The 24514-nt window shown below is 72.9% G+C and carries 24 protein-coding genes and 1 pseudogene; 16 read left to right on the top strand and 9 right to left on the bottom strand.

Annotated features, from left to right (window positions below):
- Positions 1-276: 276 nt before the first annotated feature.
- On the top strand, positions 277-1383 hold the full coding sequence (locus AB0399_RS23160) for an alpha/beta fold hydrolase (protein WP_366412615.1): 1107 nt from the start codon (positions 277-279) through the stop codon (positions 1381-1383).
- Here AB0399_RS23160 and AB0399_RS23155 read toward each other — a convergent pair.
- The 6 genes and pseudogenes from AB0399_RS23155 to AB0399_RS23130 form a co-directional block, all read right to left on the bottom strand.
- Complete coding sequence (locus AB0399_RS23155) at positions 1332-1943, bottom strand: SRPBCC family protein (protein ID WP_366412614.1); 612 nt, start codon at positions 1941-1943, stop codon at positions 1332-1334. The genes AB0399_RS23160 and AB0399_RS23155 overlap by 52 nt on opposite strands.
- Before the next feature lie 218 nt (positions 1944-2161).
- Positions 2162-2461 (bottom strand): annotated as a pseudogene (locus AB0399_RS23150) (metalloregulator ArsR/SmtB family transcription factor); the annotation flags it as partial.
- 158 nt (positions 2462-2619) lie between these two features.
- Complete coding sequence (locus tag AB0399_RS23145; RefSeq protein WP_366412613.1) at positions 2620-3885, bottom strand: hypothetical protein; 1266 nt, start codon at positions 3883-3885, stop codon at positions 2620-2622.
- A 968-nt stretch (positions 3886-4853) separates the two neighbouring features.
- Entirely contained in the window at positions 4854-5882 is a 1029-nt protein-coding gene (locus AB0399_RS23140) for a helix-turn-helix transcriptional regulator (protein WP_329366142.1), read from the bottom strand.
- Between the two features lie 18 nt (positions 5883-5900).
- Entirely contained in the window at positions 5901-6356 is a 456-nt protein-coding gene (locus AB0399_RS23135; RefSeq protein WP_328467618.1) for a TerB family tellurite resistance protein, read from the bottom strand.
- Positions 6357-6689: 333 nt separating this feature from the next.
- Positions 6690-7265 (bottom strand): TerD family protein, encoded by a 576-nt coding sequence (locus AB0399_RS23130; protein ID WP_328467620.1) that lies wholly within the window; start codon positions 7263-7265, stop codon positions 6690-6692.
- 141 nt (positions 7266-7406) lie between these two features.
- On the opposite strand from AB0399_RS23130, the gene arfB reads away from it, so the two are divergent.
- Positions 7407-7832, top strand: coding sequence for an alternative ribosome rescue aminoacyl-tRNA hydrolase ArfB (gene arfB, locus AB0399_RS23125; protein WP_328467622.1), 426 nt, complete (start codon positions 7407-7409; stop codon positions 7830-7832).
- A gap of 163 nt (positions 7833-7995) precedes the next feature.
- On the opposite strand, the gene AB0399_RS23120 is transcribed toward arfB, so the two are convergent.
- Positions 7996-8508 (bottom strand): flavin reductase family protein, encoded by a 513-nt coding sequence (locus tag AB0399_RS23120; protein ID WP_328467624.1) that lies wholly within the window; start codon positions 8506-8508, stop codon positions 7996-7998.
- A gap of 336 nt (positions 8509-8844) precedes the next feature.
- On the opposite strand from AB0399_RS23120, the gene cdgB reads away from it, so the two are divergent.
- The 4 genes from cdgB to AB0399_RS23100 all read left to right on the top strand — a co-directional run bounded on the left by cdgB (position 8845) and on the right by AB0399_RS23100 (position 14028).
- Positions 8845-10503, top strand: coding sequence for a diguanylate cyclase CdgB (gene cdgB / locus AB0399_RS23115; protein ID WP_329366137.1), 1659 nt, complete (start codon positions 8845-8847; stop codon positions 10501-10503).
- Positions 10504-10774: 271 nt separating this feature from the next.
- Complete coding sequence (locus AB0399_RS23110) at positions 10775-11977, top strand: sensor histidine kinase (protein ID WP_366412612.1); 1203 nt, start codon at positions 10775-10777, stop codon at positions 11975-11977.
- A gap of 159 nt (positions 11978-12136) precedes the next feature.
- Positions 12137-12865 (top strand): response regulator transcription factor, encoded by a 729-nt coding sequence (locus tag AB0399_RS23105; RefSeq protein ID WP_329366135.1) that lies wholly within the window; start codon positions 12137-12139, stop codon positions 12863-12865.
- Between the two features lie 185 nt (positions 12866-13050).
- A complete protein-coding gene (locus AB0399_RS23100) occupies positions 13051-14028 on the top strand; it encodes a zinc-binding dehydrogenase (RefSeq protein WP_329366133.1) in 978 nt (325 codons plus the stop codon).
- Between the two features lie 139 nt (positions 14029-14167).
- Here AB0399_RS23100 and AB0399_RS23095 read toward each other — a convergent pair whose 3' ends face one another.
- Positions 14168-15307, bottom strand: a complete 1140-nt coding sequence (locus AB0399_RS23095) for a beta-eliminating lyase-related protein (protein WP_366412611.1) — start codon at positions 15305-15307, stop codon at positions 14168-14170.
- Between the two features lie 163 nt (positions 15308-15470).
- Between AB0399_RS23095 and AB0399_RS23090 the strand changes: the two genes are divergently transcribed.
- The 10 genes from AB0399_RS23090 to AB0399_RS23045 all read left to right on the top strand — a co-directional run bounded on the left by AB0399_RS23090 (position 15471) and on the right by AB0399_RS23045 (position 23668).
- Positions 15471-16370, top strand: coding sequence for a DUF2520 domain-containing protein (locus tag AB0399_RS23090; protein WP_366412625.1), 900 nt, complete (start codon positions 15471-15473; stop codon positions 16368-16370).
- Entirely contained in the window at positions 16367-17239 is an 873-nt protein-coding gene (gene panC / locus AB0399_RS23085) for a pantoate--beta-alanine ligase (RefSeq protein WP_366412610.1), read from the top strand. Before AB0399_RS23090 ends, panC begins: the two co-directional genes overlap by 4 nt.
- Complete coding sequence (locus AB0399_RS23080; RefSeq protein WP_366412609.1) at positions 17236-19149, top strand: L-aspartate oxidase; 1914 nt, start codon at positions 17236-17238, stop codon at positions 19147-19149. Before panC ends, AB0399_RS23080 begins: the two co-directional genes overlap by 4 nt.
- A gap of 175 nt (positions 19150-19324) precedes the next feature.
- Positions 19325-20317: a carboxylating nicotinate-nucleotide diphosphorylase gene (gene nadC, locus AB0399_RS23075; RefSeq protein WP_366412624.1), complete on the top strand. Its 993-nt coding sequence runs from the start codon at positions 19325-19327 to the stop codon at positions 20315-20317.
- Between the two features lie 6 nt (positions 20318-20323).
- On the top strand, positions 20324-21121 hold the full coding sequence (locus AB0399_RS23070) for a type III pantothenate kinase (RefSeq protein ID WP_328467641.1): 798 nt from the start codon (positions 20324-20326) through the stop codon (positions 21119-21121).
- A gap of 166 nt (positions 21122-21287) precedes the next feature.
- Positions 21288-21947, top strand: a complete 660-nt coding sequence (locus AB0399_RS23065) for a hypothetical protein (RefSeq protein ID WP_366412608.1) — start codon at positions 21288-21290, stop codon at positions 21945-21947.
- Positions 21948-21976: 29 nt separating this feature from the next.
- Positions 21977-22162, top strand: a complete 186-nt coding sequence (locus tag AB0399_RS23060) for a hypothetical protein (protein ID WP_328467645.1) — start codon at positions 21977-21979, stop codon at positions 22160-22162.
- 123 nt (positions 22163-22285) lie between these two features.
- Positions 22286-22681 (top strand): BlaI/MecI/CopY family transcriptional regulator, encoded by a 396-nt coding sequence (locus tag AB0399_RS23055; RefSeq protein ID WP_328467647.1) that lies wholly within the window; start codon positions 22286-22288, stop codon positions 22679-22681.
- Between the two features lie 9 nt (positions 22682-22690).
- Positions 22691-23209, top strand: a complete 519-nt coding sequence (locus AB0399_RS23050) for an amino-acid N-acetyltransferase (RefSeq protein WP_328467649.1) — start codon at positions 22691-22693, stop codon at positions 23207-23209.
- Positions 23210-23329: 120 nt separating this feature from the next.
- Positions 23330-23668 (top strand): Lsr2 family protein, encoded by a 339-nt coding sequence (locus AB0399_RS23045; protein ID WP_328467651.1) that lies wholly within the window; start codon positions 23330-23332, stop codon positions 23666-23668.
- Here AB0399_RS23045 and AB0399_RS23040 read toward each other — a convergent pair.
- The gene (locus AB0399_RS23040) at positions 23599-24183 is read right to left on the bottom strand and encodes an SCO3374 family protein (protein WP_329366119.1); all 585 of its coding nucleotides are present in this window, start codon (positions 24181-24183) and stop codon (positions 23599-23601) included. The genes AB0399_RS23045 and AB0399_RS23040 overlap by 70 nt on opposite strands.
- Positions 24184-24514 lie beyond the last annotated feature (331 nt).

The following is a 24514-nucleotide window of genomic DNA, read 5'->3' as shown; positions in this document are numbered from 1 at the left end:
CGTATAGCGCCGTCCGCTCGCCCTGTACGTCGGACGGGCACAACGTGCATCGCGCCCCCGTGCGTCCCGTCCCACCGGTCGGGTCGCACGGGGGCGTTCTCGCGCGCCCGCGGGATACGCGGTCGGCTGGGACCGGCGCGCCGAGGAGGTCGATGCCGACCGCGTACGGCTGGCACTGGCGTACGTCGGCGGCGCTCGCCCGGGGGTGCCACCGAGCGGGCCCGACCGTGATAGGGATGCAGTTCGCCCTGCCCGAAAAACCAGGAGTGTCCCGGTATGACAATCGCTACGACGCGGGCCGCGCTGCCCGGCCAAACGGGTCCCGGCCAAACGGGTCCCGGGCAACCGGGGTTCGGGCGGCCGGAACCGGAGCGACCTGACCGTGAACCGTCCGACCGCGAACCGTCCGACCGCGAACCGTCCGACCGCGAAGCATCCGGGTGCGTCGGCCACCGCGGGGTCGAGGAACGCGAACTCAGCGCCGACGGCTTCCGTTTCGTCTCCCGGGTCGCCTGGTGCGAGCACCCGAGCACCGAACCGTTCCTGATCCTCGGCGGCTCCTCCCAGGACCGGCTGTCCTGGACCCGGTTCGAGCGCGCGCTGCTCCCGCTGGGCCATGTGATCACCGTCGACCTGCCCGGATACGGCGGCGCCGCCTTCCTGCCCGCCCGGCACGGCATCGACTTCCTCGCCGACGCGGTGCTCGGGACCCTCGACGACCTCGGGGTCTCCCGGGCGAACCTGCTGGGCGCCTGCTTCGGCGGCGCGATCGGGCTGCGCTTCGCCCAGCGCCACCCCGATCGGGTACGGCGGCTGATGCTGGTCGGCATGACCAGGGACCTGCCGAAGGACTACACCGACTGCGTGCCGCGCTGGATGGCGATGCTCGCCGAGGGCCGCAGCGACGACATCGCCCGCGAGCTGGTGGACCGCTTCATGTCCCCGCCCGGCACCGGGACCGTACGGCGGTACGCCGCCGTGTCCCGGCTGCTGTACCGGCAGTTCGCCGGGCGCAGCGCCGAGGAGGTGCGGATGGACGTGGAGCACAACCACCGTCTGATGTCCCACGACTGGTACGTGCCGCGGCCGGCGCCCCGCGTGCCCGCGCTCGTGCTGACGGGTGAGCACGACACGCTGACGCCGCCCGCCATGGGCCTGGCCGCCGCGCGTTGCCTGGAGGGTGCCTGGTTCACCACCGTCAAGGAGGCCGACCACCTCCTGCCGGTGGAGCGCAGCGACGAACTCGGCGACCTGATTGCGCGGTTCTGCACCGACCGGGCGATCGACCCGCTGCCCTACTGCCACCCGGCGACGTTCGTACCCGCGGCGGGTCAGGAACTGCCGGGGAACGGGGCGCCGTTGGGCATGCCCGCCGCGACGTAGGCGTCGTAGCGCCGCTGCCAGGTGGGCGGCGGGCCGCTGGGCCGCTGCCGCGCGGGCCGCTCGCCGGATCGTCGGTTCGCCGCCGCGCCGGCCGCTTCACCTGCTGCTTCGCCCGCTACCGAACCCCCGGTCTCGCTCGCCGCTCGGGCGTCGAGGGCGGCCAGGCACAGGTCCCAGCCGGCCGCGTTGCGCGCCGCCGCGTCCGGGCTCTCCAGGAAGTCGGTGAGGGTGAGGCGGGTACGGGCGCCGTCCAGCCGGGTCAGTTCGAACCGCAACTCGTCGCCGCCCCAGGTGAAGGCGAACAGGTGCGGCGGGTCGACCGCGGTGACCTCGCCGGTCAGCACCATGTCCGGCATGTTGGGGTCGCCGGCGAAGGTGATCTCGCCGCCCACCGCCAGGTCGACGGTGATCCGGGGGAACGGGAACCAGTGCGCCAGTTCGGTCGGTTCGCTCACCAGCACCCACACCCGGTCGATCGGGTGGTCGTAGACCCGCTCGAAGCGGACCGCGGACCGTCCGCCGTCCAGTTCGAGGTAGCTGCCGGGATCGATGACGTTCATGGCTGCTTCCTGTCTCTCGGTTGCCTCGGTTGCCTCGGTTGCCTCGGTTGCCTCGGCGGTGTCGGGCGTGCCGGTCGCGTCGGTGGCGCGAGCGGAGCCCGCTCCTCGGGATCGGCCGCAGCCAACGCAGCCAACGCAGCCGGCTCGGCTGACGTGGCCGACGCGGCTTGCTCGGACGGCTCGGCCGGCGCGGACCGCTCGACGGAACCCGCGTGCGCCTCGTCCAAGCGGCGGCCGAGCGCGTCCAGGCTCCGGTTCCACAGCCGCCGGTACGGTGCCAGCCACGCGTCCAGCTCCGCCATCGGCGCGGGTTCCAGGGCGTACACCCGGCGCTGCGCGTCGACCTGCACGCGGACCAGTCCCGCCTCGCGCAGCACCCGCAGGTGCTTGGACATGCTGGGCTGGCTCAGCCCGCACCGTTCGGCCAGTTCGCCGACGGGCTGCGGGCCGGTCAGCAGCCGGCCGAGTATCGCCCGCCGGTTCTCGTCGGCGAGCGCGCCCCACACCGCGGTGTCCATACGACCTAATATTCCCCATCGGGAATATAACCGTCAAGGCATACGCGCACCTGGGCGCGCCGCCCGACCGCTGGATCGCCTGACCGCTGGATCACCCGTCCGCGCGCCTGACCGCCCGCCCGGCCAGCCGTCCGCCCGACCGCCCGCCCGGCAGGGCGTTACGGCGCCGCGCAGTCCCTGGTGTCGGTGCCGCCGTTCTTCCCCGGCGTGACCGCCATCGCGGCCAGGTAGGTCCCCTTCTTCGGCAACTGGCCCTTGGGAACCTTGAGCACGTGGCCGTGCCCTGACCAGTGCCGTCCGGCCAGCGGGTCGACCAGGGTGACGGTGGTGGCGGTCGTGGGACCGACCACCGTCAGCCCGCCCGCATCGGTGACGCAGCCGATGGAGACCGCGGGGGCGTAGCGACCGGAAGTGTCGTAGTTCGAGCCGAGGTCGGTGTAGACCGACGCCTTGTCGATGCCGACCTCCAGCAGTCCACTGCGGGAGTCCTCGCCGTAGTCACCGCCGGAGGGATACGAGACCTTCTGCTGGACCACTGCCACCTCACCGTCGGGGGAGGTGGTGCCGTGCCACTCCTGGGTCCACTCGACCTCCGAGGCCGGGGGGTCTCCCTCGTCCATGCCGGACGTCCCGCACAGCAGATCTCCGGCCATCCGCCGGATGTAGGGCTGGTCGAGCGGCGCCGGCCCGGCGGGTCCGGGCAGATCGGCGTTGGACGGCGCGTATGTGAGGCTGACCGCGTACGGCCAGCCCGGGGCGTAGACGAAGGTGACCTTGCGGGGCTTGCCCAACGACGTGTCATCGGCCTGGATCAGCGCACCGATCCCGCAGTCGCTGTGCATGTCGACGATGTGCTGGCCCCCGACGGTGGTCGACCGGTAGCCGAACGGGGGGACAGGGGCGCTGAGTCCGTCGGTGACCTTCAGGGGCCGCCAGCCGAGATCCTTGCCGTCGAAGCCCTCGACCTGGACGTGGGTCAGCCACGGCGGTATGGCCAGCGGGGAAGGCGCGCCCGACTGGTGTTCCCAGTTGAGCGCGAGCGGTGGACTGAACAAGGGAGTGTCGTCCCAGGGCGCGGGCGCGCGGTAGACGATCTTCTCCGACCCTGCTCCGGGGCCGCTTTCGTACTGCAGCAGTTCGCCGCCCGTCGACACCAGGGTCACGTGGGGGAGATGCGGCACCGTGCCGGAGAACAGGATCTCGCCGCTCGGGTGGTGGTTGTCGTAGACGAGGGGAGTCTGGGAATCGGGCCTGAAGTCGGGGTAGTTGACCCAGGAGTGCGGGCCGAAGCCGTTGGAGAGCAGGATCTCCATGGCCGCGTGCCCCGGGCCGCGGTCGTTCGGCCGGTTGCCGAGCGTCGGCCAGGAGGACACGCCCTGGTGGGCCTGTGCGGCGGTCACCGTGACCGGCTGCGAGGCCGCCACCTGTGGTGTGTACGTGTGGTCCGGCGGCGCGGCGAACCATCCGCCGGTGAACGCCCCGGCCACCACGGCCGCCACCGCGGTCCAGCGCGGGTGCCGGCGCCACCACGTGGAGCCTGAGTCGGGGTCGGGATCAGAGTCGGGGCCCTCCGCGCCGGAATTGTCCGGGCGGGAATCCCCTGAGCCCGAATCGTCTGAGCCCGAATCCCCTGGCCCGGAATCGCCCGGGCTGGAATCGCCTGGGCCGGAATCCCCGGAACCCGATTCCTCGGCTGTCTCCGCAGCCGTCTCCTCGGCCGTCTCCGCAGCCTTGTCCGCCGACTCTTCCATCCGCTTCATCTCCCCCACGACCGCGGTGCCACCGCGCTCTCCGACGATGAGTGACGGCGGGACAGCGCCTGGTGGTTCCCTTCCCCCGCCAAGTCTCCACCGGAGTCCCGGCTGCCGCATCGTCGTCACAGACGCGGGTTCGGGTGTCCATATTGGTACGTGTCGCTTTTTGGACAAGGCTGCCCGTCGAAGGACGAAATCCCTGGTCGTGGTGGGGTTGGAGACGTGCGTCCGGGATGGAGGAGGGGAAACGCAGCTAGGCATCCCCTGGCTTGTTCGGATATCAATTCAGTACGGCACCTCGCGGCGTGACTCCCCGCCTCCCGAAGGTGCCGAGGCGCCTTGGCGCCGCCGGCCGCGGTTTCCCCGTATTGCTGTGGCCGGGTGCCGCCGAGGGCACGACCGGTCTGCTCGCCCGGTCGCCCGGGGGGGAGTCCTCGGCGGACGTCATGGGGGCCGACCGGCCCAACGGCCCCCAGTGCCGCTCGTTCCCGCGCGTCCACCGCACGGGAACGAGCGGCCGGACAGCCGGCCCACCAGGCGACTCGCCCGCCAAAGTCGCCACAGCCACAGCCACAGCCACCGCCGCAGCCACAGCCACAGCCACCGCCGCAGCGGCAGCCGCCCCCGACTCGGCCGACTCAGCCGACGGCCACGCCGGACCCGCTCCGGCTCGGCGGCAGCACCCGTGCCAAGCCCTTGTCCTGCCCGAGCTTCAGGCCCGCCTCGAAGCGGCTTCCGGCGTGCAGCCGGTCCATCAGCTTCGCCACCGCCCGCTGCACGGTGCGACGGTGCACGCCCATCTTGCGGGCGATCTGGTCGTCGCTCAGACCGGTGGCCATCAGCCGGATCACCACCCGCTCCTGCGGGGTGAAGACCGACGTGTCGGTGCCGGAGGAGGCCGCGTCCGCCAGCGGGACGGCGCGCAGCCAGTAGTCCTCGAAGATCACCTGGAGGGGCCACACCAGTTTGGTGCTGCGGACCAGCAGCATCGGCGAACCACCGGGGTGATCGGGATTCGCCGGCAGGCAGGCCACCTCCCGGTCCTGGAGCAGGATGTCGAACGGCGCGTGGTCGAGCAGCCGGACCGCCACGCCGAGGCCGGACAACCGCTCCAGGTACCGGAGGTGCTTGGACGACTGGAGAACGGCCTCCGGGTATATCGCGCGCAGCCGCACACCCCGCTTGAGCATCTGGGTGTCCTGCTCGATGGACAGCTCCAGCAGCTCCATCGGCGGCATGGGACCCGGGTGCAACGAGTCGGCGCTGGTCTGGGCGATCGCGTTCATCGCGGCGACCATCCGCACCTTCGCCCGGGGGTCCGTGATGGACTCGATCTCCACCTTGTTCGACACGCGCTCGACGGCGGGCCGGTAGACGTAGAGGAGGGCCTGGGTGGCCCGGTACAAGGACTCGGCTCGGCTCGCGTGGTCCTCGGCGGCCCGGTGGTACACGTCCATGGCGCGCACCAGCGCGGTGTCGGGCTCCACGGGCTCCAGTTGGCCGTCGGGGCGCCCGTGGACCAGGCCGAGTTCGGTCAGCCGCCCCAGTGCCGCGGTGGCCCGCTCCTGGTCGAGGTCGGTCGCGCGGCCCATCTCGCCCGGCAGTGCGCTGCCCAGTTGGCGCAGCGCTTCGTACACCGCCAGCGCCTGTTCCTCGTCATCCGGCATCCACCGGCCCTCCCCGCGTCAGAGGTCGAACTCCGCGGGGTTGAGGCCCACCGCGAAGCACGCCTCGCGTACCACTCCCTGCTCGGACTTGTCGAACACGCCGTCCGCGCCGCCGATGACGATACCGATCTGGATGACCGCCCGTGCCTCGGTAGGCTTCTTCTGCACCTTGGCGATCTCCTGGAGCACGGCCACCTTGCCGAAGTCGAAGTCCGCGGCCAGCCGGTCGAGGTAGTCGTCGAAACGGCGCTGGAGGTCGGCGGCCGGGAAGTTCTGCAGGACGTCGTTGCTCGCGATGAGCGAGGCCACCCGGCGCCGCTCCTCGGGCGCGACGCTGCCGTCGGCCGCGGCCACCAGCGCGCAGATCGCCATGCTGGCGTCGCGGAAGGCGCCGCTCTTGAGGTCGTTCTTCTTCGCGTTGAGCTGTGTCTGCATGCCCTGGGCGGATTCCTTGAAGCGGTCCCACAGTGCCATGGCGTCTCTCCTGAGCGTGTGTCGGTACGGGGCCGCGCTGCGGTCGTACGGTTCGTCGCTGTTCCCTACCGAGAACTCATCGGAAGCGTAAAGGAGTTCCCAAGGACGGCAGGTCGATCATGCGACCGATCGGTCCGATCGGCCGACGGCTCCGCCGAACCGCGCCGCCGGCCCCCCATGTTCGCTGAGGGCGAACACGCGGACGGCTCCCGTCGCACCGGAGATGCCGGGCGGGGGAGCCGTCCGCGGGTCCGCCGAACCGCTGAGCGCGGCCAGGGGTCGAGCGGTCAGAGGTCGAGCGGTCCAGACGTCGAGCGGGCGGACGTCGAGTGGTCAGAGGTTGACGCCGAAGTCGCTCGCGATGCCGACCAGGCCGGAGGCGTACCCCTGGCCGATGGCGCGGAACTTCCACTCCGCCCCGTTCCGGTACAGCTCGCCGAAGACCATGGCGGTCTCGGTGGCGGCGTCCTCGCTCAGGTCGTAGCGCGCGATCTCGGCGCCGCCGGCCTGGTTGAGGACGCGGATGTAGGCGTTGCGGACCTGGCCGAAGTTCTGGCTGCGGGTCTCGGCGTCGTAGATCGAGACCGGGAAGACGACCTTGTCGATGTCGGCCGGCAGCGCGGCGAGGTTGACGTTGATCTGCTCGTCGTCGCCGTCGCCCTCGCCGGTGACGTTGTCACCGGTGTGCACGATGGACTGGTCGGGGCTCTGCTTGTTGTTGAAGAAGACGAAGAAGCCGTCCGAGTAGACCTTGCCGGTCGCGTTCACCGCGATCGCGCTGGCGTCGAGGTCGAAGTCCGTGCCGGTGGTGGTCCGGACGTCCCAGCCGAGGCCGACGGTGACGGCGGTCAGACCGGGCGCCTCCTTCGTCAGTGAGACGTTGCCGCCCTTGGTCAGGCTTACCGCCATGGGAAGTCCCCTTTGTGTGGTCGTAGGTGTTCCGGACGAAACTACCGTCACCCGTCTGAACGCCAAGGGGGGTTCGTACGGTTCCGATCCGGCGGGGAAATCCCCGTGACGCGGAGGGGGTGGTGGCGGGATCATGGAGTCATGCCCGGGCCACTGATCATTCGCGGCTCGGTCTCCGTTCCGGAGGCCGAGCTGATGTGGCGTTTCTCCCGCTCCTCCGGGCCCGGCGGCCAGCATGTGAACACCAGCGACAGCCAGGTCGAGTTGCGGTTCGACCTCGCGGCCAACGAGTCGCTGCCGCCGGTGTGGCGGGCGCGGGCGCTGGAGCGGCTGTCGGGCCGTCTGGTGGGCGGGGTGCTCACGGTGCGGGCGTCGGAGCACCGCTCGCAGTGGCGCAACCGCGAGACGGCCGCGGCCCGGATGGCCGCGATCCTCGCGCAGGCGACCGCCCCGCCGCCCAAGACGCGCCGCCCCACCCGCATCCCCCGGGGGATCAACGAGAAGCGGTTGCGCGAGAAGAAGCAGCGCAGCCAGACGAAGAAGGGCCGCGGCGGCGCCTGGGACTGAGCGGTTCTGGACCGAATCGTCCGGCGACCCGGCCGTCCGGCGACCCGGCCGTCCGGCGACCCGGCCGTCCGGCGACCCGGCCGTCCGGGACCCGGCTATCCAGGACCGGCCGTCCGGGACCCGGATGGCCAGGACCCGGCCCCGCCCGCCGCCAGGTGAGCAATCAGGAGAGGAAGCGGTAGCGGCCGCGGAAGTAGGTGAGCGGGCCGCCCTCGGCGCTCGGCGTGCGGGCGGTCAGCACCCGGCCGATGACGAGCACATGGTCGCCCGCGAGCACATGCTGCTCGGTCTCGCACTCGAGTATCGCCAGGGCGCCGCCGAGGATGGGGGCGCCGGACGCCTCGCCGCGGTAGTAGGACACGTCCTCGAACAGCAGCCGGTCGCTGATCCGCCCGCGCATCGCGAACCGCCCGGCGATGTGCCGCTGGCTCTCGCTGAGCACGGACACCGCCCACCGGGGCTGCCGGTCGAGCAGCTCCTCCATCCGCGACCCGACCCGCACGCTGGCCAGTACCAGCGGCGGTTCGAGCGACACGGACATGAACGCGGTCGCGGTCATGCCGACGTCCTCGCCGCGCGGCCCGTCCTCCGGGTCGTGCGCGGTGATGAGGACGACGCCCGCGGACAGGCGTGTCATGGCGGCGCGGAAGTCGTCGGTGCTGACGGTCTGACCCATGGTGGTCCCAGGATGCCGTCCAGGCGGAGTGTGAAGCACGTTTCCTTACGTTACGGGCCGGTAGGAAGCCGTCGCATCGGGCTGCGGTCCCATCCCGCGCGGGTATCGGGTCCTAGGACCGGTGCTCTACGTTCTGTACTCAACTGCCTACCTGTGGGTGTGACTTGAGTCACAAGCGGCAGGAATTGTTGACCCTGTGTACCGACTGGACAGCTCGCTGTGATTCAGTGGCGTTGTAATTGGAAGACTGTGAATTACGACGCGGTCGCTACGGCGACCGGGGCATGGGAAACCTCGCTGGAGTTGCCGCCGGACCCGTGGGGAGGGCACTAGGGCATGGACACCGAGTCGGAGCCGTATGTCCGTCTCGCGACCCTGCGTCAGCTCCATCAGGTCGTGGCGGACCTCAACACCGCGCGCAGCCTCGCGGACGCGCTCCAGGCGGTCGCCGACGGAGTGGTCCGCGGCCTGGGGTACGAACTGGCCGCCGTGAACCTGGTCCGGCCCGACGGCGACCTCGTGGTGGCCGCGTTCGCCGGGAGCGCGGCGGGCGAGGCGCTGCTGTCCGGGCGGGTCGGCTCGCGCGCGTCCTGGGACCGCCGGCTGGCCATGGGCGAGCAGTGGGGCACCCTGCGCTTCATCCCGCACACCGAGGGCTGGGTGCTGATCGACGACGACGTGCCGCAGTGGCACACCGAGGGCCCGCTGCCCCGCTTCCCCGACGAGTGGCACCCCGGCGACCGCCTCTACGCGCCCATGTACGCCTCCCAGACGGTCGGCAGCGAGCTGATCGGGGTGATATCCGTCGACCGGCCCACCAGCGGCCGCCACCCCGGTCCCTGGGGCTGTGAGGCCCTCCAGATGTACGCCTTCCAGTCCGGCATCGCGATCAGCAACGCCCGGCTGCGGGCGAACATGCAGCGCGCCCTGGTCCGGCTGGAGCGCGACCAGCAGGCGCTGCGGGCGAGCGAGGAGAGCTTCCGGCAGGCGTTCGAGTACGCCCCGAGCGGCATGGCCATCGCCGAGATGGGCGGCGACCAGCACGGCAAGCTGCTGCGCGCCAACGACGCGCTCTGCCGCCTGCTGGGCCGTTCCGCCTCCGTGATGCGGCGCTACTCCTTCTCCGACCTGGTGCACCCCGAGGACGTCGGGCTGCTGCTGCGCACATCCGCCGAGGGCGGCCGGGCCGAGCTGCGGCTCGCGCGGCGCGACGGCAGCTACGTATGGGTAAGCCTGCGCAACTCGGTGGTCGCCGACACGACCGACGGGCCGCGGTTCCTGCTCACCCACGTCGAGGACATCGAGGAGCGCAAGAGCCGCGAGCTCCAGCTCGCCCACCGCGCCAGCCACGACTCCCTGACCGGGCTGCCCAACAGCGCGGAACTGCGGTCCCGGCTGTCCGCACGGCTGTGCTCGCACCCGCAGGAGCGCGGCCCCGCCGACCCCTCGGGGCTGCCCGCCGAGCCCGAGGGCGGCGACGGCTTCGCCTTCAGTTACGGCTACGGGCCCGACGAACTGGCCGCGCCGCTCTCCTTCGACTCCCACGTCCACACGGTCGCGCCCGACGAGGGCGACGAGGAAGCGGCCGGCAAGGGGCTCGCCGTGCTCTTCTGCGACCTCGACGGCTTCAAGTCCATCAACGACCGGTTCGGGCACCACACCGGCGACGCCGTCCTCATCGAGGTCGCCCGCCGCCTCACCGGGGCCGTCCGCGACGGCGACACCGTCGCCAGGCTCGGCGGCGACGAGTTCGTGGTCCTCGCCGACGGGCTCGCCCCGGCGGACGCGACCGACCTCACGGTGCGGCTGCGCAACGCGATCATCCCGCCCATCCGCGTGGACGGCCGCGCGGTCCGGGTCGGCGCCTCCTTCGGCATCGGCTGGGCCGGCTGCGGCATGACCGCGGAGGAGGTCCTGCACTCCGCCGACCAACGCATGTACGTCGAGAAGCGCGCGCGCTCCACCTCCCGCCCCAACCACCGCCGCGCGGGCTGAGGGCGCCCCCTCCCCGGGGCAGGGGTGCCCAGGCGGGCGGACGGCCACCGTCCAGGGGCGCGGGGAACTCCTCCCGAGGAGGTGCCCCCAGCGCCCCTGGTGGGGCACCGCCGCTCCGGGAGCGGGGCACCCTCGCCTCGGGAAGAGGGCACCGCCGCCCGCGGGGGCGCCCCGGAAGCGGCCGACCCGACCGGAGGTCCACCTTGGGGAGTAGCGCGGATCGCTCTGGGGGCTGACCCCGCGACGGGTTGCCATGCCTACGCTGGGTTATGTGCAGCGCGTCTACGACTTTTTCCGCCGACACCCGACGTGGGTCGACAGCTTCTGGGCCGTCGTCCTGCTGGTGTCGTGCGCGCTGTGGGTCGTCGTGGACAGCACCCCTTCGAGGCCGGCCCGCCTCGCCGCGATCCCCTTGTCGTTCGCGCTGGCCGCCGTCGTCGCACTGCGCCGCAAGGCCCCGGAGCGGCTGCTGCTGCTCGCGGTGGCCGTCGGTCTGCTGCAACTCGTCCTGGACGTGCACGCCAACCCGGGCAACTTCGCCTTCCTGGTGATCATCTACACCTGCGCGTCGAACGGCGCGCGCTGGTCCTCCCGGCTCGCCCTGATCGGCGGCCTGGCCGCCGCGCCGGTGTCGATGCTCCGCTGGCCGCCGCACACCGAGTACTCCACGATCTGGACCACGCTGCTCCAGACCTTCTTCCTGACCGTGATCTTCGCGCTGTCCTGGGTGGTCGGCGACCGCCTGCGCACACGGAAGGCGTACTACGCCGAGCTGGAGGAGCGGGCCGCGCGGCTGCACCGGGAGCGCGAGGCCCAGTCGAAGGCGGCGGTGGCCGCCGAGCGGGCCCGTATCGCCCGGGAACTGCACGACGTGGTGGCGCACAACGTGTCGGTGATGGTGGTCCAGGCCGACGGCGCCGCGTACGTGCTGGACGCCGCGCCGGACCAGGCCAAGCAGGCCCTCTCCACGATCTCGACCACCGGACGGCAGGCGCTCGCCGAGATGCGGCGGCTGCTCGGACTGCTGCGCGCCGGGGACGACGCGGGCGGCGAGTACGTCCCGCAGCCCGGCGTCGACCAACTCGCGGACCTCATCGACCAGGTGCGCGGCGCCGGCCTGCCGGTGCGTTTCGAGGTGGCCGGGCAGGCCCGCCCGCTGTCCAGCGGCGTCGAGCTGACCGCGTACCGCATCGTGCAGGAGGCGCTGACCAACGTGCGCAAGCACGGCGGCGACGGCGCCAGCGCCAGCGTGCTGCTCGGCTTCGGGGACGCCTCGCTCGACCTGCTGATCGAGGACGACGGCCGGGGCGCGCGGCGCGAGCTGTACGCGCAGGGCGGCCGGGACGGCATGGGCCAGGGGCTGATCGGCATGCGGGAGCGGATCGGCATGGTCGGCGGCACTCTCACGGCGGGGCCGCGCCCCGGCGGCGGTTTCCGGATCAGCGCGGTGCTGCCGCTGCGCGGCGCCGGATGACGCTCCCGGCCGCTGCCGCCCCGTCGCGCCCCTGCTGCCCGCCGGACCCCGCCGCCGCCCCCGCGCGCCCCGGGCACCGGCGGCGGCCCCTGACGGTCCCCTGACCGCCGCCGCGGCACCTCGCGACCCCACCACCCGACCACGAAAGGACCCCGACCGATGGCGATCCGCGTCATGCTCGTTGACGACCAGGTGCTGCTGCGCACCGGCTTCCGGATGGTGCTCGCCGCCCAGCCGGACATGGAGGTCGTGGCCGAGGCGGGCGACGGCGCCGAGGCGCTGGAGGTGCTCCGGCACACCCGGGTCGACGTGGTGCTGATGGATGTGCGGATGCCCCGGATGGACGGCGTGGAGGCCACCCGCCGGATCTGCGGCGGCGACCGCCACACGGACCGCGGCGCGGCCCAGGACGCGGCCCGCGCCGGGTCGCCCGCCGTGCCCCGGGTGCTGATCCTGACCACCTTCGACCTCGACGAGTACGCCTTCACCGCGCTCAAGGCGGGCGCCAGCGGGTTCATGCTCAAGGACGTGCCGCCGGACGAACTGCTGACCGCGATCCGCGCGGTGCACAGCGGCGACGCGGTGGTCGCCCCGAGCACCACCCGCCGGCTGCTGGACCGTTTCACCCCGATGCTGCCCAACGCGGCGGAGCCCGCCGGCCACCCCGGGATCGACCGGCTCACCGAGCGCGAGCGCGAGGTGCTGCTGCTGGTCGCCCAGGGCATGTCCAACGGCGAGATCGCCAGGAAGCTGGTGCTGTCCGAGGCGACGGTCAAGACCCATGTCGGCCGCATCCTCACCAAGCTCGAACTGCGCGACCGGGTACAGGCGGTGGTGCTCGCCTACGAGTCCGGCCTGGTGCGCGCGGGAGGCGGCGGCGCGCAGTGAGCCTCCGGTGCGGTGATCTTCCGGTGAAGGTCGGGAACAAGCAGGCGGCACAGGGGAGTTCCCAGGGAAGAATGCACTCAGTTCACACCGGCACAGCGGCAACACCCGACCAGGTACGGACCGACCGTAGGCGCCGCGCCCGCAGCACCTCGGCGCGGTGGCCGACCAGCTAGGGGGAGCACCACATGCGCGCCATCGTCATCGAGGAGTTCGGCGGACCCGAGGTACTCACCCTCGTCGACGTGCCCGAACCACGCCCGGGGCCAGGCCAGGTGACCATCGACATCGCCTACGCCGGGGTCAACTTCGCCGACATACTGGCCCGTTCCATCGGCTACCGGGTGGCGGAACTGCCCTTCCGCCCGGGCCTCGAGGTCTCCGGCCTGGTCCGCGAAGTCGGCGACGGTGTCAGCGAGTTCACCCCCGGCCAGGAGGTCGCCGCATTCCTCGACGGTGGCGGTTACGCCGACGTGGTGGTCGCCCCCGCCTCCGCCGTCTTCGTCCTCCCCGGCGGCATCGACCTGCGCACCGCCGCCACCCTGCCCAGCGTGCTGCCGACCGCGTACGGCCTGCTGCACGAGGTGGCCAGGCTCCGCGAGGGCGACACCGTCCTGGTGCAGAGCGCGGCCGGCGGGGTCGGCACCGTCGCGGGCCAGCTCGCCCGGGCCGGCGGCGCCAGCGCGGTCTACGGGGTCGTCTCCAGCCTGGAGAAGGCCGAGCACGCCCTCAAGTCCGGTTACGACCAGGTCTTCACGATCGACACCTTCGACCAGGAGGTGCTGGCCGCGACCGGCGGCCGCGGTGTGGACATCGCCCTCGACCCGGTCGGCGGCGAGACCTTCCGCCGTACGAAGGCGGTGGTCGCGCGGTTCGGCCGGCTGATCTCCTTCGGCAACGCCGGGGGCGCCGAGCCGTGGCGGATCGGCGCCGAGGACGTCATGCCGACGGCCCTCACGGTGGGCGGCTTCTCCCTTCTCGGGCTGGCCGCCGCCGATCCGGCGCTGCTGCGCGTGATGGCCGACCGGGCGTTCCACACCGTCACCGAGGGCGGGGTGGAGCTGCCGGTCAGCGCGGAGTTCGGTCTGGCGGACGCCGCGCAGGCGCATGTGCTGGTCGAGTCGCGGACCAGCACCGGCAAGCTGCTGATCCGGGTGGCGGACTGATCCGGCCCGGTGGGCGGGGCCGACGACGAGGCCGGCCGACGAGGCCGAGCGGCCTGGGGCGCCACCGGGCCGGACCGTATGGACATGGGGGTCATACGGTCCGGGAGCCCGGGTTCGCCCGGCCGTTCCGAACGGCCGGTCAGCCCAGCCGTTCGGCGAACGCCGCCGCGGCCGCGCGGATGTCGGCGTCCGTCCAGTCGAGGGCGGACCCGGCCACGGAGACCTCGGTCATCGACAGCCCGGGCGGCCCGGGTTCCATGAAGCGCCGCAGGCCGAAGAGGCTGATCCCGGTCTCCTCGGCCATCCGCAGCCCGGCGTCGTCCAGCGCCTCGGCCGGGTACGGCAGCCACAGCTGGAACTCGTGGGTGTGCGGCTCGGCCGGGTGCACCCGCGGCAGCGTGACGCCCGCGTCCGCCAGACCCTCGCGCAGCGCCCGCGCCACGGTCTTCGCGTGCGCGACGTACTCCGGCAGCCGCGGCAACTCCCGCTCCAGGCCGGCCAGCGCGGACAGCACCGCCGGGAACTGGTGCGCGAGCCGGCCGCCGTAGCGGTGCTGCCACGCCTTCGCCTCCGCCACGAAGTCGGCCGAGCCGGCGAGCGCGGCGCCCGAAAGCCCCCCGAGCGACTTGTAGAAGCTCACGTACACGCTGTCGGCGAGCCCGGCGATCTCCGGCAGCGTGTGGCCGAAGTGCGGTGCGCACTCCCACAGTCGGGCGCCGTCGAAGTGCACGACCGCGTCGCGCTCGCGGGCGGCGGCCACGGTCGCGCCCAGCTCCTCCCAGGTCGGCAGCACGAACCCCGCGTCGCGCAGCGGGAGTTCCAGCATCAGCGTGCCGAACGGCTCCTCGAAGTCGCGTACTTCGGTCGCGTCCGGCAGCCGCGGGGCCCTCGTCGGGTGCACCGTGCGCAGCCCGCTCACCGTGCGCAGCGCGTCCCGCTCGTACATCTCCGGGTGCGCGAGCGGGTGCAGGGCGACCGTGGGGTTCCCGGTCCGGCCCGCCCACGCCCGCAGGGCCACCTGCTGGGCCATCGTGCCGGTCGGGAAGAACGCGGCGGACTCCATGCCGAGCAGGGTGGCGACCCTCGCTTCCAGTTCCTCCACCACGCCGTTCCCGTACAGGTCCGCGGGAGCGTCCAGGTCCACCCCCGCGGTGGTGGCGTCCTCGCTGAGCCGCGCGGTCCACTCCCGCAGCGTGCGGTCGTGGCCGAAGGCCAGCACCCGCGAACACGCTTCCACGGCAGCGCGCCGCCGGGCCCGTAGTTGTTCCGTCGTATCCATCCCCCGATTCTGCTCTGCCGTGACCGGACCCCCCGGGTGCCCCCGTCCTGCCGGCCGGGGGACCGGCCGCCCACCGCGGGGCCCTGTGACGAAGGGGACGGGGGCGCCCGGGGGTCAGGGGCACCCTGTTCGCGTAAGGTTGACGAGAAGGGGGTCGCCGAGGCTGGGAGGCGTGGTGGAGGAGAAGCCGGCGAGGCTCACCGTGGGCGTGGTGGGTGCGGGGCGAGTCGGCCCCGTACTGGCCGCCGCGCTGAAGCTTGCGGGGCACCACCCCGTGGCCGCCAGCGGAGTGTCGGAGGCGTCCCGCCGCCGCGCGGAAGCGCTGCTGCCGGGCGTGCCGCTGGTGGAGCCCGCCGAGGTGCTGGCCCGGGCTGACCTGGTGCTGCTGACCGTCCCGGATGACGCGCTGCCCGCGCTGGTGCGCGGCCTGGCCGAGACCGGCGCCGTACGACCGGGCCAGCTCCTGGTGCACGCGTCGGGGCGGTACGGCACCTCCGTACTGGAGCCCGCGCTGCGTGCCGGGGCGCTGCCGCTCGCGCTGCACCCGGCGATGACGTTCACGGGCACGCCCGTCGACGTGCAGCGCCTGGCCGGCTGCTGCTTCGGCGTCACCGCGCCGGGTGAGCTGCGTACGGCCGCGTTGGCGCTGGTCATCGAGATGGGCGGCGAGCCCGAGTGGATCGAGGAGGCCGCCCGCCCGCTGTACCACGCGGCCCTCGCGATCGGCGCGAACCACCTGGTCACGCTGGTCGCCCAGGCGATGGACCTGCTGCGGCAGGCCGGCGTGCAGGAGCCGGGCCGCATGCTCGGCCCGCTGCTGGGCGCCGCGCTCGACAACGCGCTGCGCTCGGGCGACGCCGCCCTCACCGGCCCGGTGGCCCGCGGCGACGCCGGCACGGTCACCGCCCACCTGACCGAACTGCGCACCCACGCACCGGAGACCGTCGCGTCGTACGTGGCGATGGCTCGCGCCACCGCGGACCGCGCGCTCGCCAACGGAATGCTCAAGGCCGAATACGCGGAGGCGCTGCTGGGCGCCCTCGCCGACGGGGGGACCCGATGACCCGACTCGTCCACCACGCCCGCGACCTGGCCCCCGCCGCGGCCGTGGTCATGACGATGGGCGCGCTCCACGACGGCCACGCCGCCCTGATCCGTGCCGCCCGCGCGCACGCCGGCAGCGGCGTCGTCACGGTCACGGTCTTCGTCAACCCGCTCCAGTTCGGGCCGCACGAGGACCTGGACCGCTACCCGCGCACCCTGGAGGCCGACGTGAAGCTCGCCGAGGCGGCGGGCGCCGACTTCGTCTTCGCGCCGGACACCGAGGATGTGTACCCGGGCGGCCCGCCGCAGGTGCGGATCACGGCCGGCCCGATGGGGGAGCGGTTCGAGGGCGCGTCCCGGCCCGGCCACTTCGACGGCATGCTCACGGTCGTCGCGAAGCTGCTGCACCTGACGAACCCGCTTCCGCCGGGGCCCGGGGTGACGCCGACCGCCGCGTTCTTCGGGCAGAAGGACGCCCAGCAGCTCGCGCTGGTCCGCCGGATGGCCACCGACCTGAACTTCCCGGTCGACATCGTCGCCGTGCCGACCGTCCGGGAGGGCGACGGCGTGGCGCGCTCCAGCCGCAACCGCTACCTGTCCGAGGCCGAGCGGATCTCGGCCCGCGAGCTGTCCCGGGCGCTGTTCACCGGCCGTGAGGCCGCCCCGCGCGGCCCGCAGGCGACGGTGCGCGCCGCCCGCGCGGTCCTGGACGCCGCCGCTTCGGCCGAACCTCCGGTCGAGCTGGACTACGTCGCGCTGATCGACCCCGCCACCTTCACCGAGGCCGCGCCGGACCACACCGGCCCCGCCGTGCTGGCCGTCGCCGCCAAGGTCGGCGGCACCCGTCTGATCGACAACCTCCCCCTGGAGTTCGGAGCCCCCGAATGACCACCTCCTCCGCCGGTTCCGCCGGCCCCGGCGACGCCACCGGCATACGCCTGCACGCCCCCGCCCCCGGCTGGTCGCTCGACTCCGACGTGGTCGTGGTCGGCTCGGGTGTGGCGGGGCTGACGGTGGCGCTGCGCTGCGCCGCGGCCGGCGCGAAGGTCATCGTGGTGACCAAGGCGCATCTGGACGACGGCTCCACCCGCTGGGCGCAGGGCGGCATCGCCGCCGCGCTCGGCGACGGCGACACCCCGGCCCAGCACCTGGACGACACCCTGGTGGCGGGCGCGGGCCTGTGCGACGAGGACGCGGTGCGGGTCCTGGTCACCGAGGGCCCGGACGCGGTCCGCCGGCTGATCGCGACCGGCGCCCACTTCGACACCGACGCGGCCGGCACGATCCTGCTCACCCGCGAGGGTGGCCACCACCGCCGCCGCATCGCCCACGCGGGCGGTGACGCGACCGGCGCTGAGGTGTCCCGCGCGCTGATCGCCGCGGTGGTGGACGCCGGGGCGTCCCACCCTCAGGACCCGGCCGCCGACACGGCACCGGTCGCTGCCGCCGCCGGCACGGATACCGCAGCCGCAGCCGCAGCCGCTGACGATGCCGATGCCTCTGCCGAGGGGAGCATCGAGTTCGTCGAGAACGCCCTCGTGCTCGACCTGCTCACCGACGCCCAGGGCCGTACCGCCGGCGTCTCCCTGCACGTGATGGGCGCGGGCGCCCGGGACGGCGTGGGGGCGGTGCGCGCGGGCGCGGTCGTGCTGGCCACCGGCGGGATGGGGCAGGTCTTCTCCGCGACCACCAACCCCGCGGTGTCCACCGGCGACGGTGTGGCGCTGGCGCTGCGGGCCGGGGCCGAGGTGAGCGACCTGGAGTTCGTGCAGTTCCACCCGACCGTGCTGTGGCTGGGCGCGGACGCCGAGGGCCAGCAGCCGCTGGTGTCCGAGGCGGTCCGCGGCGAGGGCGCGCACCTGATCGACGCCGAGGGCGTGCGCTTCATGGTCGGGCAGCACGAACTGGCCGAGCTGGCGCCGCGCGACATCGTCGCCAAGGGCATCATGCGCCGGATGCAGGAGACCGGTGCCGAGCACATGTACCTCGACGCCCGGCACTTCGGCGCGCGGATGTGGGCCGAGCGGTTCCCGACCATCCTGGCCGCGTGCCGCGCGCACGGCATCGACCCGGTCACCGAGCCGATCCCGGTCGCGCCCGCCGCGCACTACGCGTCCGGCGGGGTGCGCACTGACCTGCGCGGGCGGACCACCGTGCCGGGCCTGTACGCCTGCGGCGAGGTCGCCTGCACCGGCGTGCACGGCGCGAACCGGCTTGCCTCCAACTCCCTGCTCGAAGGGCTGGTCTTCGCCGAGCGGATCGCCGCCGACGTGATGGCGGGCACCCGGCCCGCGCCGGGCGAGCCGGTGCCGCCGGCCCCCGCCGACGCCCCACTGCTGGCCTCCGAGGCGCGCTACGAGGTGCAGCGGATCATGACCGCGGGCGCCGGCGTGCTGCGCAGCGCGGACAGCCTCGCGACGGCCGCGGGCGCCCTGGAGCGGCTGCACACCGCGGCGGTGGAGGCGTACGACCGGGACGGCAAGACCGCGGAGCCGTGCGTGGAGACGTGGGAGGCGACCAACCTGGGCCTGGTGGCCCGGGTGCTGGTGGCCGCCGCCCGGCGCCGCGAGGAGACCCGCGGCTGCCACTGGCGCGAGGACCGGCCCGACCGCGACGACCGCGACTGGCGCCGCCACCTGGTGGTCCGGCTCACCCCGCACGGCACGTTGGACGTCCGCGCCACCGACGGCCCGGCCCTGCCGGCCACCCGTCCCGGCCCGCTTCCGGCGGCGGTCACCCCGGCCGCCGGGATCGGGGATGATGGGGCCGCCCCCACCCTCCGGCGGACCCGGCCGTGAGAAGCGGACGAAGCCGTGGGACGCGGTGGCACGAAGCGGCCGTGGGACGCGGCAGCACGCACGAGCAGTGGACGAAGCAACGCCCGCAGCAACGCACGCAGCACACGAAGGAGCTTCCGTGACACCCCCCGCTGGCCCCGTGGGCCCCGATCGGCCTCAGCCCGTCGCCCTCCCGCTGCCGACGCTCGGCCCGCCCCCCGCCGACTCCGCGGGCGGCGGCTGCGGTGACGGCTGCGGCTGCGGCGACGCCCACGACCCGTACGACCTGGACCCGCTGGAGTGCGGCCTCGACCCGGACCTCGCCGCGCTGATCATCGACGCGGGCCTGGACCCCGTACAGGTCGAGGACATCGCGCACATGGCGATCGAGGAGGACCTCGACCAGGGCGTGGACGTCACCACGGTGGCGACCGTGCCCGAGGACGCGTTCTCCACCGGGGACTTCACCGCGCGGGAGGACGGCACCGTGGCGGGGCTGCGGGTCGCCGAGGCCGTGCTGTCGGTGGTGTGCACCGACGAGTTCGAGGTGGAGCGGCACGTCGAGGACGGCGACCGGGTCACCGCCGGGCAGAAGCTGCTGACCGTACGCACCCGCACCCGCGACCTGCTCACCGCCGAGCGCAGCGCGCTGAACCTGCTGTGCCGGCTGTCCGGCATCGCCACCGCCACCCGCGCCTGGGCCGACGCCCTGGCCGGCACCCAGGCGCAGGTGCGCGACACCCGCAAGACCACGCCGGGCCTGCGCGCGCTGGAGAAGTACGCGGTGCGCTGCGGCGGCGGCGCCAACCACCGGATGTCGCTGTCGGACGCGGCCCTGGTCAAGGACAACCACGTGGTCGCCGCAGGAGGTGTCTCGGCGGCCTTCAAGCTGGTCCGCGAGGAGTTCCCGGACGTGCCGATCGAGGTCGAGGTGGACACCCTGCACCAGGTCCGCGAGGTGCTGGAGGCCGGCGCCGACCTGATCCTGCTGGACAACTTCACGCCCGCCGAGACCGCCGAGGCGGTCGCCATCGTCGGCGGCCGGGCGCTGCTGGAGTCCTCCGGCCGGCTCACCCTGGACACCGCCCGCGCCTACGCCGACACCGGGGTGCACTTCCTGGCGGTCGGCGCGCTGACCCACTCGTCCCCGATCCTCGACATCGGCCTCGACCTGCGAGCGGAAGCGTAGAGGCGGATGCTGCTCACCATCGACGTCGGCAACACCCACACCGTGCTCGGGCTCTTCGACGGCGAGGAGATCGTGGAGCACTGGCGGATCTCCACCGATCCACGGCGCACCGCCGACGAGTTGGCGGTCCTGCTGCAGGGCCTGATGGGCATGCATCCGCTGCTCGGTGACCTCGGCGACGGCATCGACGGCATCGCGATCTGCTCCACGGTGCCGTCGGTGCTGCACGAACTGCGCGAGGTGACCCGGCGGTACTACGGCGACGTGCCGGCGATCCTCGTCGAGCCCGGCGTGAAGACCGGCGTGCCGATCCTGGTCGACCACCCCAAGGAGGTCGGCTCCGACCGGATCATCAACTCGCTCGCCGCGGTGCACCTCTACGGCGGCCCGTGCATCGTGGTGGACTTCGGCACCGCCACCACCTTCGACGCGGTCTCCTCGCGCGGCGAGTACGTGGGCGGCGCGATCGCCCCCGGCATCGAGATCTCCGTCGACGCGCTCGGCATGCGCGGCGCCCAGCTCCGCAAGATCGAGCTGGCCCGGCCGCGCAGCGTCATCGGCAAGAACACCATCGAGGCCATGCAGTCCGGCATCCTCTACGGCTTCGCGGGACAGGCCGACGGGATCGCCGAGCGGATGGCCCGCGAGCTGGCCGACGACCCCGACGACGTCACCGTCATCGCCACCGGCGGCCTCGCGCCCCTGGTGCTGGGCGAGGCGTCCCTCATCGACGCGCACGAGCCCTGGCTCACCCTCATCGGCCTGCGGCTGGTCTACGCCCGCAACGCCCCGCCGACCGCGTAGCCCCGCCGACAGCCCTGCCGACCGCGCAGCCGCGCGGACAGCCCCTCCGACCGGGTAGCCGCGCGGACGGCGCGGCTTCCCGGCGAGCCGCGCGGCGATACGTGAGGTTTGTCCGCTTAACGATTAATGTCCATGCATGCCAACGCCACATGGAAACCGAGGGGGAATGGCGTTCAGCGCGGACGAGGTGCGCGTGCTGCGGCGCGCGCTCGCGGAGGTGCTGGGCCCGCACAGAAGGGCGGGGGTGCCCACTTTGGTGGTCGCGCCCCGCCCCGCGGAGTACGTGCAGGACTGCCTGCGGCTCGCGGACGGCCTGGAGGACGCCGTACGGGAGGCGGGCCGGATGCGCGCCTTCCAGCAGGCCGAGCTGCACCGCTACCGGCTGGCACTGCCCGGTGCGGTGAGCGGCTATCTGGACCGCCTCGCCACCGCCCTCGCCGGCGGCTACCTGCCCGGTCCTGACGACCTCGCCGCACTGCGCCGGCTGCGCGCACTGCCCAGCGGAACCCCGGAGCACCACCGCCGCACCGCCCTGCTGCGCCGCTGCGAAACCCTCGCGGAGAACGACGTACGCCAGCGTCTGGAGGCCCACATGCCCGCCCCGCGCCGCCTGCTGACCCTGCCCCTGCCGGCCGCCGCCACCGCGGCCGGAGCCGCCGACGATCCGAAGCCGCGGCCGGCCCCGACCCCGGGTGCCAAGCCGAAACCGGCCACCCCGCCGCCCGCCGCCGAACCCCGCGACCCGGGCCGTCGCACCCCCACCCCGGCCGAGATCTGGCCGCCGAACCGGCGGGACCGCAAACCGGACGAGGCCCGCTCCGCCTAGCGCGAACGGGGGTGGCTACGCTGGGCGGCATGGACTACATCTCGGCCATCGTGCCGCCGCTGGTGATGGCGGTGCTTTTCACCGCCCTGATCGTCACCATCGTCAAGAACCAGGGCGGCGCCAACAAGGCCAAGGAGGACGCGGCCGTGGACGCCGCGCTCGCCGCGGCCGAGGCCGCCCGGGCCGCCCGGGTCGCCACCCCCGAAGAGCGCTGACCGGCCCAGGTGCGCCGCCACCCGGCGCACCGGCCCGCCGCTCGACCGCCTCGCCACTGCCCCGAAAGTCGCGAAGAGCGGTAATTACGACATTCGTCGCGTTCCGCCCGTAGTATTTCCGGTGTGCCCCGACCACTCGGAGAACTCGAAGACGCCGTGATGACCCGGGTGTGGGAGTGGAACCGCGCGGTCACGGTTCGTGAGGTACTCGAAGACCTCTCACGGGACCGTTCCATCGCCTACACAACGGTGATGACCGTAATGGACAACCTCCGGCAGAAGGGGTGGCTGCGCCGTGAGGCGGAAGGCCGCGCATATCGCTATGAGGCGGTATCGACGCGCGCGGCGTACTCGGCCGCACTGATGAACGAAGCCTGGGCGGCGAGCGACAACCCCGCCGAGGCCCTCGTGCACTTCTTCGGCATGATGTCGCCGGAACAGCGCGAAGCCGTGCGGGACGCATTGCGCATCATCCAGTCCGTGGACCCTGGCGGACCGGAGGAACCCGAAGGGCGATAGCGTCCGCCCATGCCCCTGATGTCGAATGACGTGACCATCCGCCGGGCCCGAACCGGCGATGTCCCCGCTCTGCGGCGGCTGCTGGACTCCTATGCCAGGGACGGCATCCTGCTGGACAAGGCCACGGTGACCCTTTATGAGGACATCCAGGAGTTCTGGGTCGCCGAACGCGACGAGGACGCGGATGTGGTCGCCTGTGGCGCGCTGCACGTGATGTGGGAGGACCTGGCCGAGGTCAGGACGCTCGCCGTGCACCGCTCGCTGCGCGGGGCCGGTGTCGGGCACCAGTTGCTGGCGAAGTTGCTGCACACTGCCGGCTGGCTCGGCGTCAGACGTATTTTCTGCCTCACCTTCGAAGTCGACTTCTTCGCCCGGCACGGCTTCGTGGAGATCGGTGAGACCCCGGTGGACGGCGATGTCTTCGGCGAGCTGCTGCGTTCCAATGACGAGGGTGTCGCCGAGTTCCTCGACCTGGAGCGAGTGAAACCCAACACCTTGGGTAACAGCCGGATGCTGCTGCAACTCTGAGACCGGTATGTCCGGATCGCGCTGGCGCACGGGGGAGCCACTTCGCGCAAGGGGTTTGTGTTTTTCGGTGAAAGGCGCTTTGCTTTTACCGTTAATCCGTTTTCGATGAAAGGGAAGCCGGTGGCACAGAAGGTTCAGGTCCTTCTTGTGGACGACCTCGACGGTGGCGAGGCCGACGAGACCGTGACGTTCGCGCTCGACGGCGTGACGTACGAGATCGACCTCACTACGGAGAATGCCGACAAGCTGCGCGGGCTGCTCAACCCGTACACGGACAGTGGTCGCCGCACCGGCGGTCGTGCCGGACGCGGGCGCACCAAGGCCGTGCGCGGTGGCAGCAGCTCGGGTCAGGACACCGCGAAGATCCGCGCGTGGGCCAAGGAGAAGGGCTACGAGGTCAACGACCGCGGCCGCGTCCCCGCGACCATCCGTGAGGCGTACGAGAAGGCCCACGGCTGATCGGGGCAGCGGGCCCGCAGCGTGACGCGGTGGCAGGCGGTCGCCAATGCGGCCACCAGCGTGCCGAGCCCGACGGGAACCCCCGTTTCGTCGGCCTCGGGAGCGACACGCAGCGCGGGCACGGTCGACTCCACGTCGAACCCAGGCCGAGGAGGCCGCAGCCACACCGGTGCGGATCGGTCGTACGCGGCCTCCCTGCGGCCCCACTCGGGGTGCGCGGGGGCCCGCAGGCTCTGCCCGGCGCCCAGGGCCGCGAGGTCCAGCTCGATGCCCCCCCACTCAAGCCACTCCAGCAGCCCGGGCAGCTCCTCGGCCGTTCCGGCGGCGACCAGCAGCCGCACCCGGTGGCCGTCCAGCGCGACCGGCCCGAGCAGACCCGGGCGGGAGAACCGGCTCAGCATCGCGAAACCCGCCTCCGCCGGCACGTCGAGCGCGTCGAACCGCACCCCCGTGACCAGCGCCGGGGGCGGGCCCCCGACCAGCGGCCACCCCAGCTCGTGCTCGTACCAGCCCATGCCGTGTCAACTGCCGCTCCAGCGCGCTGGTTACGTGCCGTCCGGATTCGAACACACCTGGTGATGCGGGTGGCGGCGGAGCTTCCGGCCGGGGTGACGGCAGGGGTGACGGCGGGGGAGACGGCAGGTTGGTCGCAGATGGCCGGAAAGCGGCGCGGGTTGTTCGCCCGTAGCGCAGAGCCGAGTGCCCTCGCGGTGTGGATTGTCGGCCACCGAGGGTAAGAAGTACCTAGTGGGACGGGCTGGTGTTCGGGCAGGCGGGGCGGGCGTTCGCCACGGGCGTACTGATTAAGGGGGCATTCGCCTGGCCTGCGGGAACATCGTCTCGCAC

The sequence above is a fragment of the Streptomyces sp. NPDC088194 genome, assembly GCF_040702025.1.
Classification (GTDB): domain Bacteria; phylum Actinomycetota; class Actinomycetes; order Streptomycetales; family Streptomycetaceae; genus Actinacidiphila.
The sequence above is the reverse complement of the archived record's forward strand: the minus strand, read 5'-3'. Positions and strand labels throughout refer to the sequence as shown.